Genomic DNA, 18,525 nt, shown 5'->3' with positions numbered 1-18,525 from the left:
CTGTAGGAGCTGTCGAGTGAAACGAGGCTGCGATCTTTATTCACCGGTACCGGAAAACCCCGCCACAATCTCGTCAATCACCGCCCGCACCCTCGCGGTATGCCGCAGGTCCGCATGGGTCACCAGCCACACGTCATATGGCATCGGTCGCGTACGTTCCGGCCACAGCCTGACCAGCCCGTCCCTCTCCCCCACGTACAGCGGGATCTCCCCGATCCCGATCCCCGTAGCAATGGACCGTCGCACCAGCAAACTGGAACTCAGGCTCGAAACAATCCGCCCGCGCCCCAGCGACTCGCCGACCAGCGTCATGTCCTTGCCACTTTGCAAATACGGCTGATACACCACCAGATCATGCCCATCGAACGCCGATCCCGGTTCCGGGATGCCATGCGCGTCGACGTAGGCTTGCGAAGCAAACAGACCCAACGGCCAACGGGCGATCCGCCGGGCGATCAGGTCCGGGTTTTCCGGCCGGGTATTGCGCACCGCGATGTCGGCCTCGCGCTTGGCCAGGCTGAGGATTTGCGTCGAGGCGTCCAGTTGCACTCGCACGTCCGGGTGTTGCTGATGCAGACGGGCGATGGCCGGGATCAGGAAGTCGATCGCCAGTGAGTCAGTGGTGGTGACCCGCACGGTGCCCGTCAACCGATCATCCAGCCCCTGAATACGTCGCTCCAGCTCCAGCGCCGAATGCTCCATTTTCTCCACGGCTTTTAACGCTGCTTCACCGACGGCCGTCAGTGCGTACCCCTCGGACGTGCGCAAAAACAGCGTCGCGTTCAACGACTTTTCCAGCGCAGTGATGCGCCGACCGACCGTCGCCTGATCCACCCCCAATACCCGTGCCGCGCCCCTGAGCGTCGACTCGCGACATACCGCGAGAAACACCCGTGCATCATCCCAATTCATAGGGTTCTCCAAGTGATGCATATACGCATCACGATAGCGCGAAATCGCTGCGTTATTGCAACGCAAGATCTGGATAAGCTGGGGGCCAGAGAAATTCCGACAGGAGAGCGTTCATGCTCAGCCCCTCCACTAATTCAAGCCAAGGGATCTGGCTGCCGATCTTTGCCGGCCTGTGCGCCAGCCTGGTCAGTATCGGCCTGGCGCGTTTTGCCTACACGCCCTTGATTCCCTCGCTGATCCAGGCCCACTGGTTTTCCGCCAGCGACGTGGTGTACCTCGGCGCCGCCAATCTGGTGGGTTACTTGATCGGCGCGCTGATCGGTCATCCATTGGCGCGGCGCACGTCCAACAAAACCGCATTGCGCCTGATGATGCTGGCAGCGACCCTGGCGTTTTTCGCTTGCGCCTTTCCGCTGTCAGTGAGCTGGTTTTTCGGCTGGCGCCTGCTGTCCGGCATTGCCGGTGGCGCAATCATGGTGCTGGTGGCGGCAACCGTACTGCCACACGTCCCGGCCTCACGCAAAGGGTTGGCCAGTGGAGCAATTTTTCTTGGGATCGGGCTGGGCATCGCCGGGTCGGGGACGATCGTGCCGCCGCTGTTGAGCCTGGGCTTGCAGCAAACCTGGCTCGGCCTTGGCGTGCTGGCACTGATCCTGACGGCGGTCAGCTGGTTCGGCTGGCCGTCAGCCGCGCCCCGTGCAACGACGACGCTCGCCGATGCCACGCCGATATCGATCAACCCGAAGGTCTACCTGCTGTTTGCCCAATACGCGCTCATGGCGGCCGGACTGGTGCCGGCCATGGTGTTCCTGGTGGATTACGTGGCCCGTGGGCTCGGTGCCGGGCAACACGTCGGTGGCCTGATCTGGGTGATGTACGGGCTCGGCGCCATTCTCGGGCCGGTCAGCTACGGCTTTCTGGCCGATCGACTGGGCGCACAGATGAGCATTCGCCTGGTGCTGGTGGTGCAAGCAATTGCCCTCGGCCTGCTGTCGATTTGCAGCGCTTTCGCGGCGCTGGCATTGCTGGCGGTGATCCTCGGCTCGTTCCCGCCAGGCATCGTGCCGCTGGGGTTGGCCCGGGTTCATGAGCTGATCCCCGAGCATCATCAACAACAGATCGCCTGGAGCCGCGCCACCGTATCGTTCGCCACTTTCCAGGCCATCGCCGGGTTCGCCTACTCGGCGCTGTTCAACGCCAGCGGTGGGCATCATGGATTGATGTTTGTGATTGCGGCGGGGGCGATTGTTCTGGCGCTGTTGCTGGAATTGGCGGTGCGTTTGCCGGTCCGTCGTAATCCACTCATTGCGATGAGCCACCCTTGAAGATCAAAAGATCGCAGCCTTCGGCAGCTCCTACAGGGATACGCACTCCATGTAGGAGTTGTCGAGTGAAACGAGGCTGCGATCTTTTGATTCTGCGCGCCAAGGCGCGGTCCCATTTATCGAACACTTTGCACAGAGGTATATGAAATGAGTTTGCCTAAAACCATGACCCAGATCGAAATCACCCAACCCGGTGCCCCCGAAGTCCTGCAACCGCGTCAGGTCCCCGTGCCCACGGCGGGTGCCGGTGAAGTGCTGATCCGCGTGCACGCCGCCGGGGTCAATCGTCCGGATGTGCTGCAACGCGCCGGCAAATATCCGATGAAGCCCGGCATGAACCCGATCCCGGGGCTGGAAGTGGCCGGTGAAGTGGTGGCCGTCGGCGCCGGTGTCAGCGCTTTTGTCGTTGGCGACAAAGTCTGTGCGCTAACCAACGGCGGCGGGTACGCACAGTATTGTGTGGTTCCGGCCAGCCAGACGTTGCCGATTCCGGCAGGCATGGACTGGCTACAGGCGGCGGCGATTCCGGAAACGTTCTTCACCGTATGGGCCAACCTGTTTGAAATGGGCGGCGCCCGTAAAGGTCTGCGCGCGTTGATTCACGGTGGCACCAGCGGCATCGGCACCACCGCGCTGATGCTCTGCCGCGAGTTTGGAACCGAGGCCTTCGCCACGGCGGGCAGTGCAGACAAATGTGCGGTGATTGGTGAATTAGGGGCCGAAGCGATCAATTACCGCGAGCAGGACTTCGCTCAGATCATTGCGGAAAAAACCGCGGGGCGCGGCGTCGATGTCGTGCTCGACATCATGGGCGGTTCGTACCTGAATCAGAATATCGCGGCATTGGGAATGGAAGGCCGGCTGGTGATGCTGGGGTTCCTCGGCGGCGCGGTGGCCAAGGACGTCGATCTGCTGGCAATCATGGCCAAACGCGCCATCGTCACCGGCTCACTGCTACGCTCGCGCACCCAGGAAGAAAAAGCCGCAATCGCACAACAGCTGCGCGAGCACGTGTGGCCGGTGCTGGCGGCCGGTCGCTGCCTGCCGATGATCGACAAGGTGTACCCGCTGACCGATGCATCGCTGGCCCATGCGCGAATGGAGGCCGGCGATCACATCGGCAAGATTGTCTTGAGCGTTCCTCAGTAACCGTCACCCGCCGCCTGAGCGCCGCCGATAATGGCGATCCCGGAACTGGTGCCCAAGCGTGTGGCACCCGCTTCGATCATCGCCAGCGCGGTCGGGTAATCACGCACCCCACCCGAGGCCTTCACGCCAACCCCGGCACCCACTGTGCGGCGCATCAGCGCCACATCTTCCACGGTGGCGCCGCTGCGGTTGAAACCGGTCGAGGTCTTGACGAACGCAACGTCCAGCTCACGGCAAATCTCGCAGGCCTTCACTTTTTCGGCGTCGTTGAGCAGGCAGGTTTCCAGGATGACCTTCAGCGGCACGCTGCCGCAGGCCTGTTTGACCAGAGCGATATCGCTGTGAACCTGATCGAACAGGCCATCCTTCAACCAACCGATGTTCAACACCATGTCGATCTCCCCCGCTCCGGCGGCAATCGCCCGCTCGGCCTCGAAGGCTTTGCTGTCACTGAGCCCGGCGCCCAAGGGAAAGCCGACCACCGCCACCACCTTGACGTTTTGCCCGGCCAGGCACTGCGCCGCATGGGGCACTTGCCCGGAGTTCACGCAGACCGAATAGAAGCCGTGCTCTTGCGCCTCACGGCACAGGGTTGCGATTTGCTCGCGGGAAGCGTCGGGCGCCAGCAAGGTATGATCGATGAATTGCGCCAGGGCTTGGGGTTCGAGGTGTGCCATCGCAAAAACTCCTGTTTGTGTATTCAAATGCCCCTGCGCCACAATCGAGGATCAATCGCGCAAAAACGTTACTTTTTTCACAAATAATGTTACTTATTTAACATCAACAATCAACCCCGGAATGCCTGTGGACAGTAAAAAAACCGAGCGCCTCAAGCTTATTCAACAAGCCCTGCAAGACCAGAGCGCCATTCACCTGCGCGAAATGGCAGCCTTGCTGGACGTTTCGGAGATGACCCTGCGCCGCGACCTGAGCAAGTACACCGATCACTTGCGCCTGCTCGGCGGCTACATCACCAAAATCCACGATGGCAACGAACCCAGCGATTACCGCGTGGCCGAACAGGACACCCGGCACGTCGAGGAAAAACGCCGGATCGGCAAACTGGCCGCCGGTTTCATCAAGCCTGGCGACACGGTGTTTTTCGATTGCGGCACCACCACGCCTTTCGTGGTGGATTTCATTCCCGACGAGCTGGAGTTCACCGCCGTGTGCAACTCCCTGAACGTGCTGCTCAAACTCTCGCAAAAACCCAACTGCAACATCGTGGTGTGCGGCGGTACGTTCCACCGCAAGAACCAGGTATTCGAGAACCAGAGCGAAATCGGCATTCTCGATAGCGTGCGCCTGACCTGGGCCTTTGTTTCGGCCGCCGGCATCAGTCAGGACTTCGGCGTGACCTGCTTCAATTTCAATGAAGTGGAGGTCAAGCAGAAGGTCCTGCGCCAGGCCCAGCAGCGTTTGCTGCTGGCCGATCACAGCAAGTTCGACACCGTACGCACAGCGCATTTCGCGGCGCTGGAAGACTTTCACTACGTGGTCAGTGACAAGAAAATCCCCAAGGCCTACCGCGACGCCATCGCCGCCAGCGGCGCGCAATTGATCATTTGACCAGGGCTTGTTGCTCCGTCGCGCTGAGGTAACCGGTGGTGACGCTGAACGCCGCCGTGTCCCCCGCCGCCAATGAGCGCACATGGCCCTTGGCGGACTCCGCCCGATAGCCTTCCGGCTCACAGGTAGCGGGCAATACGAACGCCGCCACCTGCTGATCGGCGTTGTGCAAGATCCAGCGTGCAGCATGCTGGAACTGGTCGGGTCGATAACCGGTGTAGAACGCCGCGCCATCCGGACGGCTCAGCAGAAAATGCGCATGACCGGATGCGTCGGCGCGCACGCCGTCGAAGAAGAACACGATTTCCGGATCGTAAAGCTCCGGCCGGTCCAGGCACTGAAACTGTTCAGGCTCCCGCGCCAACTGCTCCATGTAAGCGCTCCACGCCGGCGTCGGTTTTACATGCGCCGGAATACTGCTGCGCAAGCGCACATCGTCGAAACCCAGAGGCTCGATGAATCGACCGCCTTCGACGTAGGCGTAATTCATGTGCGCCATGTACATCAGGTCCATCGGTTTGGCCGCCAGGTTGGTCACCTGCATGTCGATATCGAACAACCCCGAATCGCCACGCAGCGTCACGCTCGGGCTCGCCCGATAGCGATCGCCAAAACCTTGCACATATTCGTACTCTCCACCCAGGCGCAGATAAGGTCCGGCGCTGTCCTCACCCACCTCCAGCCAGGCACGGTCCATGGCCTTGCAAGGCATCTCGCCGTGCAGCGGATGATCATCTTCCGGGCCCGGACAGCCATTGCGCAGCAGGCCGCTGTGAAACATGAAACAACCGTAGGTGCCGATCACCGTAGGGCTCGGTCGCGGCTGGCTGAACAGGTTTTTCATGGTCAGGTCGCAACCGTCGAACACGGCAGACCAGATCATCTGTCCCTGATACGGCAGCACCACCAGATGCCCGCGACTGTTGGCCAACTCCACGGCCAGCACACCACTGGGATAAACCCAGGCGCTGACCTTGAAGGCCTCGGATTCCAGCAAGGTTCTGCGCGCTTCGCCAAACAGCGACGGATAGATATTGATTCGCGTGTTCATGAGGCGACCACCGCACCTACCGGCGCCCGCTCGCTCTCGGAGTGTTTAAGGCAGCGCACCGCGTAGGCCACGATCACGATGAAACACAGCAGCGGCACGCTATAGGCCAGTTGCATGTTGCCGCCGCTGTAGTCGGAAAGCAGGCCCTGGAAGATCGGAATCACCCCGCCACCGACGATGCTCATCACCAGCAGCGAACCGCCGACACCGGTATCTTCGCCCAAACCGTCGATGGTCAGGCCGTAGATGGTTGGCCAGCACGGACCGAGGAACACGCTCACGCCCACCGCCGCATACACCGCCGTGATATTCGGCACCAGGATGGTGTAGGCCAGCAACAGGATGCACAGCACGCCGTACACCGCGAGTACCTTGGCCGGGTGCAGTTTGCGCATCAGTACGTTGGCGATCAGTTTGCCGACGAAGTACGCGGCGAATGTAGTCAGCAGGAACCACGAAGCGCTGCGCTCGTTCATACCACCCAATTGCATGGCCAGGCGAATGGTGAAACTCCACACACCGACCTGGGCACCGACATACAGAAACTGCGCCAGCACACCGAAAGTGAAACGCGGATTGCGCCGCAACCGCGACAGGCTTTCACCCAGGCTGGTGGTTTTCTTGCTGACGGGCTGGTTGCCCTTGCAGGCGGGGAAACGGGTGATGGCGATCAAAATGAACATCAGCACCAGCACCGCGATCATCCATTTGTAAGGCAGCAACGTGGACTGGATCATTTGCAGTTGCTGGATCGCTGCGTCCGAAGCGCTCATCTGAGTGAGTTGTTCGCGGGTCGCGTCGGTGTCCTTGAACATCACGAAGCTGCCGACATACACCCCGGCCATCGCACCAAACGGGTGGAACGTCTGGGAAATATTCAGGCGGCGGGTACCGGTTTCCCGTGGCCCCATCAATGTCGAATAGGTGTTGCAGGCGGTTTCCAGAAACGACAGCCCGGCCGCGATCACGAACAGCGCCAGCAGGAACATGCCGTACTTGGCGGTGGACGCCGCCGGGAAGAACAACAGGCAACCGAACATGTACAACATCAGGCCGATCAGGATGGTGGTCTTGTAGCTGAAACGGCGGACCACCAGTGCGGCCGGAATCGCCACGAAGAAATAGCCCAGGTAAAACGCCGACTGCACGAATGCCGTCTGGAAATCGCTGAGCAGGAACGCCTTCTTGAAATGCGCGATGAGCACGTCGTTCATGCTCGCGGCCGCCGCCCACAGCGCGAAAATGCTGCACAGCAGGATGAAGGCGAACCAGGGCGTGCGATTGAGGTAGAAACCGTCGGGCGTCTGTTGGAGCGGAGGCTTTGTCATTGTTGTTCTCCGTGGTGAGCTTGGGAAAAGTGCAGCCGTTGAATCACTCCGGCGTCGGGACGCCGAAGCTGCGCTGGAATTGCGCGAATGCGGGTGCGTCCGGGTAGGACGTCTGGGTGCCGAGGCCTGTGACCGAGCAGGCTGAATACGCCACGGCCTGGGTCATCGCGGCGCGGATATCGCGGTCGCGGCTCCAGTGATGGACGAAGCAACCGATGAAAGCATCTCCTGCGCCGGTGGTGTCACGCGCGTCAACCCGCAGACCGGGAATCTGGAACTCGCCTTCCTCGCCGACATACAGCGCACCTTGCTGGCCGAGGGTCACGATGACATGGCGAATGCCGCTGCTGACCAAGGTCTGCGCGGCCTTGCGCGCTGACTCCGGCGAATCCACGACCTGGCCGGTGATCAGGGCCAGCTCGGATTCGTTGGGCACCAGGAAATCCAGCTGCGCCAGACGTTCACGGCTCAGGCCCGACAAGGCCGGTGCCGGATTGAGCAGCACCGGAATCTGGTGTTCGCGGCCGAATTCGATGGCGTAGTAAACCGTTTCGACATTGATCTCCAGTTGCAGGACGATCAGCGAGCATTCCCGCAACGCCTGTGCGGCGGCGTCGATGTCTGCCGGGGCGAGATGCGCGTTGGCGCCTTTGACGATGAGGATGCTGTTGTGGGAGTCGGCCTGGACGAAAATCGGCGCCACGCCACTGGACACACCGGGCACGCGCTGCACATGGCGGGTGTCGATGCCAAAGCGCTGGAAATTGGCCAGGGTGTTGTCGGCAAACATGTCGTCGCCGACCTTGGTCAGCATCAGCACATCCGCCCCGAGCTTGGCCGCCGCCACTGCCTGATTGGCGCCCTTGCCGCCACAACCGAGGGCAAAACCCGGCGCTTCGAGTGTCTCGCCCTGGGCCGGCATGCGGTCAATGTAGGTAATCAGGTCGACCATGTTGCTGCCGATGACTGCGATCTTGCTCATTGCATTCCCACCTTGATCCGGCTGGCCAGGCTTGGACCTGGCGTTTTTGTTTTGTTATTTAAATAACATTTTGTGTGAATATTCAATCTTTTTTATCGAGAGCCTGATACTCGCTGGACGAGCAGCCTCCCACAAGTCGAAATTATTCCCGCCCGCGCCACACATCTGCTAAAACGCGAACTTCATGTCTGTGCCCATGGATCACCCGATGCCCTCTGCCCTTCTCACTCGTCTGCGTCGACGCTGGCTGTCGCTGCTGTGCATGGCCGCGCTGGTCGTCGGCCTGCCTGTGAGTTGCGGCGCGCTCAAGTACAAGGAACGCGAGTTGCTGTTCCGCATCGAACCGGGCACGGCCGGCTGGTATCGCGGCTTGCCGCAGGATGTTCAGGAGTTCGACATCAAGCCTGCCGATTTCAAGGCCGGACAGAACCTGCATGCCTGGTGGTGGCCGGCGGCGCGTAAAGACGCGCCGTCGATTCTCTATCTGCACGGTGTGCGCTGGAACCTCACCGGCCAGGCCTTCCGCATCGAGCAGTTACGCGCCATGGGCTATTCGGTGTTGGCGATTGACTATCGCGGCTTCGGCCAGAGCAAAGGCGATCTGCCGTCGGAAGCCAGCGTCTACGAAGACGCCCGGGCGGCGTGGGAGCGTTTCACCGTGATGCAGCCGGACGCCGGCAAACGCTTGATCTACGGACACTCACTGGGTGGCGCGGTGGCCATCGATCTGGCGGCAGACCTGGCCGCGCAAGCGAAAAAGGAGCACGTCCCGGTGCCCGTACGCGGTCTGGTGATCGAGTCCACCTTCACCTCGCTGGGCGATGCCGTGGCGGAAGTGGCTGGCAACAACCTGCCAGTGAACTGGCTACCGGTGCGCTGGTTGCTTTCACAGAAATTCGATTCCATCGACAAGATCGTCGACATCGACATGCCGTTGCTGGTGGTCCATGGCCTGGCTGATCCGTTCATGCCATCGCGGTTCAGCCAGCAATTGTTCAATGCCGCCAACCAACCGAAACGCCTGTTGCTGATCCCCGGCGGGACGCACAACAACAGCATGAGCCTGGGCGGTAGCCAGTATCGACAGGCACTGGAGGGTTTGATGCGGGCAAAACCGCAGATCGCCGGTCCGGCGATCTCACAGGGTTCCCAGGAATCCTGAGGCCTAGCGATAACCCCGCGCCTGCAAGTCGAACAACTGCGCATAACGCCCACCGGCCGCGACCAGCGTGTCATGATCGCCGCGCTCAAGGATCGCGCCCTGATCCAGCACAATGATGTGATCGGCATTGCGCACGCTGGAAAAACGATGGGAGATCAGCAGGGTCATGCGGTCCCGCGTGTGCTGGCTGAAATGCTCGAACACGGCCGCTTCCGCCGCCGGGTCGAGCGCCGAGGTCGGTTCGTCGAGAATCAGGATATCGGCGTTGCGGCGCATATAGGCACGGGACAGTGCGATCTTCTGCCACTGCCCGCCGGACAGTTCCTGCCCGCCGGCAAACCAGCGCCCCAGCTGCGTGGCATATCCGCGATCCAGACGCTCGATGAAAGGCGCGGCCATGCCTTCGGCGGCCGCTTGCTGCCAGCGCTGCTCATCGTTGAACGCCAGCGTGTCGCCGACACCGATGTTTTCGCCAACGGAAAACTGGTAGCGAATGTAGTCCTGGAAAATCACGCCGATCCGCCGACGTAACGCGTCTTCGTCCCACGCCTGCAAATCGCTGCCGTCGAGCAGAATACGCCCCTGATCGGGACGGTATAACCGGGTCAGCAGCTTGATCAGCGTGGTCTTGCCCGAACCGTTTTCCCCCACCAGCGCCACACTGTGCCCCGGCACGAGGTGCAGATCGATACCTTCCAGCGCGGCGCGGCTGGCGCCCGGATAGCGGAAGCCGACATTCTCGAAACGCAGGCCATCGCCCGGAACCGCACCGACGGTGAGATGGCCAGTGTCGGCCACCACGGGTTCGGCCAGGTATTCATAGAGGCTGGACAGGTAGAGACCATCTTCATAAAGACCACTGATGGCGCTGAGGCTGCTGCTCACCGCCGTCTGACCCTGCTTGAACAGCACCAGGTACATGGTCATCTGGCCCAGGGTGATGTTGCCGTGCACCGTATCGACCACCACCCACGCATACGCCAGATAAAACGCCGCGGTGCCCAACAGACCCAGAACAAAACCCCAGCCATCGCGGCGCAAGGTCAGCCGCCGGTCCTCGGCATACAGTCGGGCAAACGTGTCGCGATAGCGCTGCAACAGCAGCGGCGCGAACCCGAACAGCTTGACCTCCTTGATGTAACCCTCATGGGAGAGCAGCGTCTCGATGTAAGTCTGCTGCCGGCTTTCCGGGGCGCGACGGGTGAACAGGCGAAAGGCATCCCCGGAAAAGTGCGCCTCGGCAAAAAACACCGGCAATGCGCCGACCACCAGCAACACCAACGCCCACGGCGAAAAATGCACCAGCAATACACCGAAGCTGATCAGCACGATCAGGTTCTGGATCAAGCCCAGCGACTTCATCACCAGCGCCAACGGCCGGGTCGAGGCTTCACGCCGTACCCGCACCAGCTTGTCGTAGAACTCGGAATTCTCGAACTGCACCAGCGATAGCGTCTGGGCCTTTTCCAGAATCATCGTGTTGACCTTCTGCCCCAGCTGCACCCGCAACAGTGACTGCTGGACCGACAGCGCACGCTGGGTGGCGGACAGCAACGCCAACACCCCCGCTTCAAACAACACGTAACGCACCACCGGCCACAACGGCGCACTGCCCTGCTGTGCATGCAACTGCATGGCGAAGACCACCGCGTCGACAATCCGCTGACCCAACCACGCTGCCAGCGCCGGCAGCACCCCGGCGATCAGGGTTGCCAGCACCAGGCCGAGGAACAACCCACGGGACGTGCCCCAGACCAGCAGCAAGGCTCGTCTTGCCTGATCGAGTAGCGTGGTGAAACGCTCAAAAACCAGGCTCACGCCTCAGACTCCGCCAAAGGCTCGACTCGCGCCCCCTGAAAACGCGCCCGATACCGCCCCGGACTTTCCCCCGTCCACTTCTTGAACGCGCGATGAAACGCACTCGGCTCCTGAAAGCCCAATTGCTCGGCGATGTCGCTGATGCTCGCGCGGCTTTCTCGTAATTGCTCGAAAGCCACCGCGCGGCGTACTTCGTCCTTGATCTCCTGGTAGGAACAACCTTCACGTTCCAGTTTGCGGCGGAAGGTGCTGGGGCTAAGGTGCTGTTCGAGGGCGAAGGCCTGCAAGGTCGGCCAATGGCTGTAATGGCTGTTGCGCAAGCGTTGATGCACCTGCGACGCCAGACCATGCTGGTTGCGGAAGCGGATCACCAGCCATTGCGGTGCGGTGCGCAGGAAGACTTTGAGCGAGGCCAAATCCTGGACCACCGGCAGTCGCAGGTAGTGACTGGCAAATTCGATTTCGGTGCGCTCGGCGCCGAAGGTCAGGTTCGGTCCCCACAACAAGCGGTCGTCGCTGAGGGACAGCCGTTCGTGGCGAAAGTCCGCGCGGTCGATGGGAATGCGCCGGCCACCGAGCCAGCACAACAGGCTGATCATCAACACCAGGAAGGTTTCTTCGCCGAAACGGCTGGCGTCATCGTTCGCCGCCTGACTGTCCAGGCTGATGACCGCTCGTTTACCACGCACGGTCAGCGTGCCGCGAAAGTCGCGCAGGAACAGGGCGAAGTTGACCAGGCACTGGCGCATCGCTTTGTGCAGATCGGGTTCCTGGATCAGCGCGCGGCAAATCAGCGCGAATGCGCCTGGCGGCATGCCATGGGAGTCGAGCCCGAAGAATTCGTCGTTCAGTTCACGGATCTGGATCAGCCACAACGCCGCAAAGGCATTGGCCGGCACCCGCGCCGTGGGCTGTTGCACCAGCGCCGGATCGATGCCGGCCTGCTCCAGCACAGCCCGCACGCGCTGCGGATCGTCGCCCATCCCGTGGATCATTGCCTGCACGAAGTAGGCGGCCACCGAGTCCTTTTCCCGCATGTGAACGCTACTCTCCCCGTCATTTGAAATGGCAAAAAACGCCAGTGCCGTTGAACAGTTTCGGCATAGGACAACCGCCCCGCCGGCTCTAGACTCGCGGCAATAGTACGCCTTCGGCCGCCAACTCGGCCAAGGTATCGCAGGGTTTGAGCGGAAGGACGGCAACATGAATCTGCAAAACATTGGCGTGATCGGCGCCGGCACCATGGGTAACGGAATTGCGCAGGTCTGCGCCCTGGCCGGTTTCAACGTGACCTTGCTCGACATCTCCGAGAGCGCGTTGCAAAAAGCCGTCGCCACCGTCGGCAAAAACCTCGATCGGCAGATCGCCAAGGACACCCTGACGCCCGAGCAGAAAAACGCCGCCCTCGACAAGATCCAGACCAGCACCGATTACAGCAGTTTGCACAACGCGCAACTGGTGATCGAAGCGGCCACCGAAAACCTCGAACTGAAGTTGCGGGTGCTGCAACAGATCGCCGCGCAGGTCAGCGCCGATTGCGTGATCGCTTCCAACACCTCGTCGCTATCGATCACCCAACTCGCCGCCAGCGTCAGCCAGCCCGAGCGTTTCATTGGCCTGCACTTTTTCAACCCGGTGCCGGTGATGGGTCTGATCGAAGTCATTCGCGGTCTGCAAACCAGCGATGCCACCCACGCGTTGGCGCTGGACATGGCGACCACACTGGGCAAGACCGCGATAACCGCCGGCAACCGTCCGGGGTTTGTGGTCAACCGGATTCTGGTGCCGATGATCAACGAAGCGATCCTGGTGTTTCAGGAAGGCCTGGCCAGCGCCGAAGACATCGACGCCGGCATGCGCCTGGGCTGCAACCAGCCGATCGGCCCGTTGGCATTGGCAGACCTGATCGGCCTCGACACCCTCCTGGCGATCATGCAAGCCTTTTACGACGGCTTCAACGACAGCAAATATCGCCCGGCGCCACTGCTCAAGGAAATGGTTGCCGCCGGTTACCTGGGTCGCAAATCGGGGCGCGGTTTCCATGCCTATGCCTGAGCGTTGTTCACGTTTCGCCGAGTACCGGGACAAGGTGCTGGAGTTGTTTGCCAGCAAGGGTTTCGGTCAGGTCGGCATGCGTGAACTCGCCACGTGCCTGGGGCTTTCCCCGGGCTCGCTGTATCACCACTACCCCAGCAAACAGCACTTGCTGCTCGACCTGATCGAAGAGTTCTACGAAGAGCTGTTGGCCACTTTGGGGCGTATCGAGAAAAAGGCCCCGGCCAAACGCGACCGGCTTAACAACCTGATCCGCGCACACCTGAACCTGCACCGCGACATGCCGTGGCATTTTCGCCTGGTGGAACGCGACAGCGGCTGCCTGAATGAAGAGCAGCAGGCTCGGGTCCGGCAATTGCGCGAGCAGTACGAACGCCGATTGCTGGTGATCCTCGGCGCACGCTCGCGCTTCAGTGATTCGGGGCAACTGGCGGCCGGCCATGCGATTGCGGCCCTGCTCAACAACGCACCCAGCTGGCTGACACCCCATGCTTTGGACGAACAAGAGCATGATGAACTGCTGGAAAATCTGGTGAGCGGTGCCATCGAACGCGTGCTGGCGCCGCGGCGCCCGAACGAAGCAATAAGCCTCGCCCGGTCTATCGAAAAAACATCTAAAAAAACCCAGGCTCCCATCGCGATTTAGCGCTTTGCTTGCCCAGTCAATGTCATCGGAATTCGCCCGTGAACGCGGCGTCCAATCCGGTGTGCCCTTTCAATGACCGGGAGCAAACCATGAAAATCAGTCCGTATCTCATCTTCAACGGCGACTGCCGCGCCGCCTTCACGTTTTATCAACAATGCCTGCAAGGCAATCTGGAAGCGATGATGACGTTCGGCGAAACACCCGCCGCCGAGCATGTGCCGAAGGAACATCACGACCTGATCATTCACACCTGCCTGAAAGTTGGCGATCAGATGCTGATGGCTTCGGACACCACGCCCGACCGCCCGACCCCGGACATGAGCGGCTGCTCGATTTCGCTGAATGTCGACAGCATCGCTGAAGCCGATCGAGTGTTTAACGCGCTGTCGGACGGAGGCAAAGTCGAGATGCCGCTGGAAGCCACTTTCTGGGCGGCACGCTTCGGCATGCTGGTCGACCGCTTCGGCGTCTCGTGGATGGTCAACTGTGAGAAGGATCTGTAAGAAGCCTTCCTGATCACCGATGTTAACCGCATGAAACAGCCAAACCTGCAAGGGTTGGGCTTTCTGGCAACTCCCGGGCTGTCTGCTACCGTCAACATGCCACCCGCCGCATAGCAGCGGATTGTCCGGAGGAATCCCAACATGCCAGTGTCCTGGTCTGCCCGTTTCAAATCATCGCTATTGGCTGGCGGGCTCACCGCCACCCTGCTCGCACTCAGTGGTTGCACGAGTATCGATGCTCAGACCACCGCCTACGTCGGCGTCGAACATCCGGCACCAACCCTGCCCAGTGAAGTCGTCGTGCTGCGCTCCGACCCCCTGCGCCCGCATGTTCGATTGGGTGAAGTGCTGATCGACGCCAGTGTCGACCCCGCCCCGCCCATCACTGAGGTGGAAGCGAAACTGCGGGATGAAGCGGCCAAGCTCGGCGGCGATGCCGTAGTGGTGGTCTATGACCATATCGGACCGGTGGGCGCCTACCTCAACGGACCGCTGTGGGCCCGGGACGTGCAGACCATCAACGGTCGCAAGCTCAAGGGGATTGTCATCAAGTACCGCTAGCTTTCTCGTAACCCGCAGTCATCCTCTACGGGGTTGAGTTTCACTGTCCTGGCGATTGCCCTCATCATTTTTCCTGTGATTGGGCCTGATCGCGACCACGCCAGCCCTGCCTCCACGCCAAATGCGCGCTCAATACGATAGGGCCTCAGCCCAGATCGAAATCAAGACATTTACAGTTTCGGAAGATACCCACCTATTTCCGAGAATCGCCCTACATACACTCCCTTTTCGACTAAAGCAAAGTGTCTTTTCTGAACTTTTCAGTTTTTCCGACACCGAATTTTGTCTAGCCATCTGACATTCATCGATTTGGCGTCATGAGTGGTTCTTGAATTAGACAGAAATAGGAAGCATATGAACCGTGTAATCTACAATACATTTATGGAGCCATGGCATATAGCCTTCACCAGCCTCTGGCTAATCCCGGCTTTTTCGTTTATCTGGTTGATTTCCCCAGAAAATCCGACCGTGCAACAGGCTGAACTCTGGTCAACTGTCGGCATGATCGGCACGTTGGCTTACTTGTTCATAACCAGCATTGCCGTTTATCGAACTATCGTACATACGTACGTTTTTTTCATCGCCTGCATATCGCTCTTCATTGGCGGCCGCTTCATCGCCTACGCCATGGGATTTGATCTCTCGATACTGGAAATGGAGAGTAATTTCTTTTCTGTCCAAAGACCAGACTTCGTAACCATTGAATTAACCGCAAATGAAGCACTTCGCCTAACTCTTTACATCGTTACCTGCCTTCTCGCCATACACGCGGGGTACATGTTTTCAATATGGAAAAATACAAACAAGACAGAGCACCCAATCGATCCAAAGTGGACCAAGACCCTGCAGATCCCCGCAATCATACTTGCCACAGTGTCCACCGCAGTCTTTCTACTTAGTTTCCCTGAAGCTCATCGAATAGTTCAAAGCAGTGGTTACACCTCGCTGTACACCTCAGCTTCGACCGATTTCACTATGCGTGGAAGCACAGCAGCGCAATACGGACTTTTACTCGCTCTCGGCCTGGCGTTCGCCTCAAGAACCAAATGGCTGGGATGGTGTGTCCTCGGCCTGCTGGCAATCTATTACGCCGCCAATCTGAAACTTGGAATTCGCGGCGGAATAATGGGATTTTCTTTACTCTGCGTGTGGTTATTTCATATAAAAATAAAGCACATTGACCGAATTGCACTGGTAGGCATTCCGATTGTACTTGCCAGCATACTCATGTTGGCCGCACTCGGACCGCGCAATCCTTACTTTGGTGAAAATACAGCGGTATTTTTGCCTTGGTTCATCGACAATCAAGGGTTAACAGCACTCTATATTCATGCCGCGACACAAGTTGAAAGCTATCCCACCCTTGCTTATCTCCATAGCGCTTTTCCGGCAACACCAACGATCGCTACATTTTTCGGCATGAACGTCCCGTTGGACCAACTGTATTTTGGGCAATTTCTTTCAAAGACATTACTTTCGGGTGATGCGTACCAAAAAGGATTTGGTATGGGTTGGTCGTTGTTTTCAGACTTCTATGCATACACCCTATGGATTCCAGGCATGTATTTGATTGCTGCGGCAGGGTTCGGGGTAGTTTTATCTAGACTGGTAAACTCCAGGAATCCACTCGTTTTCGGTGCGCATGTAATGATTTTCGTAAAAATCATGCTGCTTCCCAGGACCGGGTTATATAGCGTCGTACCATTCCTGATTGCTTACGCCGCTATCGTGGCAGCCTGCTATCTCCTCAACCGCGTTTCTCAGCGCAAGATGTTGACGGTCAAGAAGCGAAATTCAGAAACTAGAAGCTGATATTTACAAAACATTCAAACCCCGCATTCCGCTCGTGCGCGCTAGGGCTTCAAGACTGTCGAAATTCCGGGGATACCACTTGAGGTAATCCCCGGACTGCTATCCAGCTTTTCAAAGATCCGATTTTTGACGACTACCGCACAAATCACCATATAAAGCATAAAGACTGGCTGACGAAGCATGAAATGTGCACCGGAAAAAATCATCAGAACAATCAATGTTGTTAGCGAAAATGGATCTCGCGCCTTTATAGCTCCAGCTATCAACCAAAGATACAACACACCAAAAATTATCAATCCTGCAATACCCGCCTGAGTGAGCAGATCCAATAACAAATTGTGAGCCTCGTGCCTTGCTTGCGGATTATCCAGATAGGAGAACGCTCCAGGTCCATGACCAAACACCGGGGATAGCGTCCAAACCTCCAATGCATGAACCCATAATGTTTTGCGCACACCTGCTTTGTTTGGATCCATCCCGACTCCGAAGGTAGAGTCAGATTTCCCTAGCGCAAGTGGAACTTTAATTTCTTTAGTTATAGCATTATGTTCGAAAGACAGTGCAAAACCAGAAATTGCTTTCGTATTTTCTTTTTTTAGATCCCGTTCAGCTATGACGTCACTTTCACGTTCAGCGACAACCGCCCGAACCGATTCGAAAACTCGTTGACCAGGCCCATCAAAAATAAACTTAAACGAAATAAAAGCCAGAATAAATGCCGCAATCAACGCTCCAAAAAACCGCCAATTAATATTGGGTAACCAGCGCCATACTATCAATGTCAACATTGGGATCCCAATACACCATGCCAAAAGCAGCGCATCGCTTCTTACACACAGTCCCAAAAAGAAGAAAAGCCACAAAAAAGCAAACTTCTTAACGAACCGCCAACCTTGCCAATGACTGTTCTGAGAAATAGCAGCCAGCCAGATTGGAATAGGCAGTAAAAACAATGCGAGCTGGTTAGGGTTCATCGACCAGGCAGCTACACGGGATGGGTAATAGGTGGTATTGATTTCCAATAAGTCCGAAAACCAGATGCTGCCAAGTAAAAAAACCAACAACGGTAAGAAAAGCAAGACAACCGGAATTGTCGCCATAGCCCTAATAAATCTTTGAAACTCAAACTGATCCAAGCCGCCCACATAGGACAATGCTATTAGCGTAAAGCCTGCGGTGTATAAATAGGCAATCACCGTATGTATTGCCCCCTCCCCACGGATGGAACCAACAAAAAAGCCAATCATTGTCGTTGCAATGAAGGCAAACCAAAACAACATGAGGGGATGCTTAACATTTTGCATGAAGACATTTCGGCGAATAATTGCAAAAGAAGCAAAGAGCACAGTGATTTCCGCCATGCCTATAGGCAGGCCCGGAAAGCGAAGCATGGTTGAAACTGACAGGAAAGCCACCAACGCCGCTAACACGGGAATTACACTTTTCTTATTCATTTAAAAATACCGTGGACATTGCTCTGTTTACCAGCAAGGAACTGCTCCAGTATCCCAAGTGCAGACAGTCACATAAGAGCCGCACACCTCATTTCCAGCAAGTGTTTAGGGCCACAGAAAATCTGAAAGTTCACTAGCTTGGAAACGCTGCACGCCAGCGAGGCGACGGTAAACTCTTAGACAAAGAGTCTGTTTGAT

At 58.3% G+C, this 18,525-nt stretch carries 17 protein-coding genes; 9 read left to right on the top strand and 8 right to left on the bottom strand.

Annotated features, from left to right (window positions below; genetic code table 11):
• Nucleotides 1-36: 36 nt before the first annotated feature.
• Nucleotides 37-912 (bottom strand): LysR family transcriptional regulator, encoded by an 876-nt coding sequence (locus ACW9JC_RS05510; RefSeq protein ID WP_457454045.1) that lies wholly within the window; start codon nt 910-912, stop codon nt 37-39.
• A 113-nt stretch (nt 913-1,025) separates the two neighbouring features.
• Here ACW9JC_RS05510 and ACW9JC_RS05505 point away from each other — a divergent pair, with 113 nt between their 5' ends.
• Nucleotides 1,026-2,237 (top strand): YbfB/YjiJ family MFS transporter, encoded by a 1,212-nt coding sequence (locus tag ACW9JC_RS05505; RefSeq protein WP_457454044.1) that lies wholly within the window; start codon nt 1,026-1,028, stop codon nt 2,235-2,237.
• 147 nt (nt 2,238-2,384) lie between these two features.
• Entirely contained in the window at nt 2,385-3,386 is a 1,002-nt protein-coding gene (locus tag ACW9JC_RS05500; protein WP_457454042.1) for an NAD(P)H-quinone oxidoreductase, read from the top strand.
• On the opposite strand, the gene deoC is transcribed toward ACW9JC_RS05500, so the two are convergent.
• Nucleotides 3,380-4,063, bottom strand: a complete 684-nt coding sequence (deoC, locus tag ACW9JC_RS05495) for a deoxyribose-phosphate aldolase (RefSeq protein WP_457454040.1) — start codon at nt 4,061-4,063, stop codon at nt 3,380-3,382. The two genes, ACW9JC_RS05500 and deoC, sit on opposite strands and share 7 nt — an antisense overlap.
• A 121-nt stretch (nt 4,064-4,184) precedes the next feature.
• Here deoC and deoR point away from each other — a divergent pair, with 121 nt between their 5' ends.
• A complete protein-coding gene (gene deoR / locus ACW9JC_RS05490; RefSeq protein WP_448107129.1) occupies nt 4,185-4,955 on the top strand; it encodes a DNA-binding transcriptional repressor DeoR in 771 nt (256 codons plus the stop codon).
• Here deoR and ACW9JC_RS05485 read toward each other — a convergent pair.
• From ACW9JC_RS05485 to rbsK, 3 genes are read right to left on the bottom strand one after another with little or no spacing between them, the layout of a single operon-like run.
• Nucleotides 4,948-6,006, bottom strand: a complete 1,059-nt coding sequence (locus ACW9JC_RS05485) for an aldose 1-epimerase family protein (RefSeq protein WP_457454038.1) — start codon at nt 6,004-6,006, stop codon at nt 4,948-4,950. The two genes, deoR and ACW9JC_RS05485, sit on opposite strands and share 8 nt — an antisense overlap.
• Nucleotides 6,003-7,334 (bottom strand): L-fucose:H+ symporter permease, encoded by a 1,332-nt coding sequence (gene fucP, locus ACW9JC_RS05480; RefSeq protein ID WP_338585957.1) that lies wholly within the window; start codon nt 7,332-7,334, stop codon nt 6,003-6,005. The genes ACW9JC_RS05485 and fucP overlap by 4 nt, the downstream gene beginning before the upstream one ends.
• A 43-nt stretch (nt 7,335-7,377) precedes the next feature.
• Nucleotides 7,378-8,316, bottom strand: coding sequence for a ribokinase (gene rbsK, locus ACW9JC_RS05475; protein WP_457454037.1), 939 nt, complete (start codon nt 8,314-8,316; stop codon nt 7,378-7,380).
• Nucleotides 8,317-8,524: 208 nt separating this feature from the next.
• Between rbsK and ACW9JC_RS05470 the strand changes: the two genes are divergently transcribed.
• The gene (locus tag ACW9JC_RS05470) at nt 8,525-9,478 is read left to right on the top strand and encodes an alpha/beta hydrolase (protein WP_457454035.1); all 954 of its coding nucleotides are present in this window, start codon (nt 8,525-8,527) and stop codon (nt 9,476-9,478) included.
• 3 nt (nt 9,479-9,481) lie between these two features.
• Here ACW9JC_RS05470 and ACW9JC_RS05465 read toward each other — a convergent pair whose 3' ends face one another.
• Together ACW9JC_RS05465 and ACW9JC_RS05460 are read right to left on the bottom strand one after the other, a co-directional pair.
• Nucleotides 9,482-11,296 (bottom strand): ABC transporter ATP-binding protein, encoded by a 1,815-nt coding sequence (locus ACW9JC_RS05465; RefSeq protein ID WP_457454034.1) that lies wholly within the window; start codon nt 11,294-11,296, stop codon nt 9,482-9,484.
• Nucleotides 11,293-12,333: an AraC family transcriptional regulator gene (locus ACW9JC_RS05460; RefSeq protein WP_457454032.1), complete on the bottom strand. Its 1,041-nt coding sequence runs from the start codon at nt 12,331-12,333 to the stop codon at nt 11,293-11,295. The genes ACW9JC_RS05465 and ACW9JC_RS05460 overlap by 4 nt, the downstream gene beginning before the upstream one ends.
• Nucleotides 12,334-12,499: 166 nt before the next feature.
• Between ACW9JC_RS05460 and ACW9JC_RS05455 the strand changes: the two genes are divergently transcribed.
• The 5 genes from ACW9JC_RS05455 to wzy all read left to right on the top strand — a co-directional run bounded on the left by ACW9JC_RS05455 (nt 12,500) and on the right by wzy (nt 16,873).
• The gene (locus ACW9JC_RS05455) at nt 12,500-13,351 is read left to right on the top strand and encodes a 3-hydroxybutyryl-CoA dehydrogenase (protein WP_457454030.1); all 852 of its coding nucleotides are present in this window, start codon (nt 12,500-12,502) and stop codon (nt 13,349-13,351) included.
• Nucleotides 13,338-13,997 carry a TetR/AcrR family transcriptional regulator gene (locus ACW9JC_RS05450; RefSeq protein WP_457454028.1) on the top strand — a complete coding sequence of 220 codons (660 nt, stop codon included), beginning with the start codon at nt 13,338-13,340 and terminating at the stop codon, nt 13,995-13,997. Before ACW9JC_RS05455 ends, ACW9JC_RS05450 begins: the two co-directional genes overlap by 14 nt.
• A gap of 89 nt (nt 13,998-14,086) precedes the next feature.
• Nucleotides 14,087-14,500 carry a VOC family protein gene (locus tag ACW9JC_RS05445; protein WP_457454026.1) on the top strand — a complete coding sequence of 138 codons (414 nt, stop codon included), beginning with the start codon at nt 14,087-14,089 and terminating at the stop codon, nt 14,498-14,500.
• A 141-nt stretch (nt 14,501-14,641) separates the two neighbouring features.
• Nucleotides 14,642-15,061: a hypothetical protein gene (locus ACW9JC_RS05440; RefSeq protein WP_457454024.1), complete on the top strand. Its 420-nt coding sequence runs from the start codon at nt 14,642-14,644 to the stop codon at nt 15,059-15,061.
• A 354-nt stretch (nt 15,062-15,415) separates the two neighbouring features.
• Complete coding sequence (wzy, locus tag ACW9JC_RS05435; RefSeq protein WP_457454022.1) at nt 15,416-16,873, top strand: O-antigen polysaccharide polymerase Wzy; 1,458 nt, start codon at nt 15,416-15,418, stop codon at nt 16,871-16,873.
• Between the two features lie 41 nt (nt 16,874-16,914).
• Here the strand turns inward: wzy and ACW9JC_RS05430 are convergent, their stop codons facing one another.
• Nucleotides 16,915-18,327: an O-antigen ligase family protein gene (locus ACW9JC_RS05430; RefSeq protein WP_457454020.1), complete on the bottom strand. Its 1,413-nt coding sequence runs from the start codon at nt 18,325-18,327 to the stop codon at nt 16,915-16,917.
• Between the last annotated feature and the right edge of the window lie 198 nt (nt 18,328-18,525).

The organism is Pseudomonas sp. SDO5591_S426 (assembly GCF_054070755.1).
This window is presented reverse-complemented; position numbering and strand designations above follow the sequence as displayed.

Coding starts and splice junctions, on each gene's coding strand:
- deoR (WP_448107129.1), top strand. CDS start 4,185: ATGCCTGTGGACAGTAAAAAAACCGAGCGCCTCAAGCTTATTCAACAA.
- deoC (WP_457454040.1), bottom strand. CDS start 4,063: ATGGCACACCTCGAACCCCAAGCCCTGGCGCAATTCATCGATCATACC.
- ACW9JC_RS05440 (WP_457454024.1), top strand. CDS start 14,642: ATGCCAGTGTCCTGGTCTGCCCGTTTCAAATCATCGCTATTGGCTGGC.
- ACW9JC_RS05450 (WP_457454028.1), top strand. CDS start 13,338: ATGCCTATGCCTGAGCGTTGTTCACGTTTCGCCGAGTACCGGGACAAG.
- ACW9JC_RS05500 (WP_457454042.1), top strand. CDS start 2,385: ATGAGTTTGCCTAAAACCATGACCCAGATCGAAATCACCCAACCCGGT.
- ACW9JC_RS05505 (WP_457454044.1), top strand. CDS start 1,026: ATGCTCAGCCCCTCCACTAATTCAAGCCAAGGGATCTGGCTGCCGATC.
- ACW9JC_RS05460 (WP_457454032.1), bottom strand. CDS start 12,333: ATGCGGGAAAAGGACTCGGTGGCCGCCTACTTCGTGCAGGCAATGATC.
- ACW9JC_RS05445 (WP_457454026.1), top strand. CDS start 14,087: ATGAAAATCAGTCCGTATCTCATCTTCAACGGCGACTGCCGCGCCGCC.
- ACW9JC_RS05470 (WP_457454035.1), top strand. CDS start 8,525: ATGCCCTCTGCCCTTCTCACTCGTCTGCGTCGACGCTGGCTGTCGCTG.
- ACW9JC_RS05430 (WP_457454020.1), bottom strand. CDS start 18,327: ATGAATAAGAAAAGTGTAATTCCCGTGTTAGCGGCGTTGGTGGCTTTC.
- ACW9JC_RS05455 (WP_457454030.1), top strand. CDS start 12,500: ATGAATCTGCAAAACATTGGCGTGATCGGCGCCGGCACCATGGGTAAC.
- wzy (WP_457454022.1), top strand. CDS start 15,416: ATGAACCGTGTAATCTACAATACATTTATGGAGCCATGGCATATAGCC.
- ACW9JC_RS05485 (WP_457454038.1), bottom strand. CDS start 6,006: ATGAACACGCGAATCAATATCTATCCGTCGCTGTTTGGCGAAGCGCGC.
- ACW9JC_RS05510 (WP_457454045.1), bottom strand. CDS start 912: ATGAATTGGGATGATGCACGGGTGTTTCTCGCGGTATGTCGCGAGTCG.
- fucP (WP_338585957.1), bottom strand. CDS start 7,334: ATGACAAAGCCTCCGCTCCAACAGACGCCCGACGGTTTCTACCTCAAT.
- rbsK (WP_457454037.1), bottom strand. CDS start 8,316: ATGAGCAAGATCGCAGTCATCGGCAGCAACATGGTCGACCTGATTACC.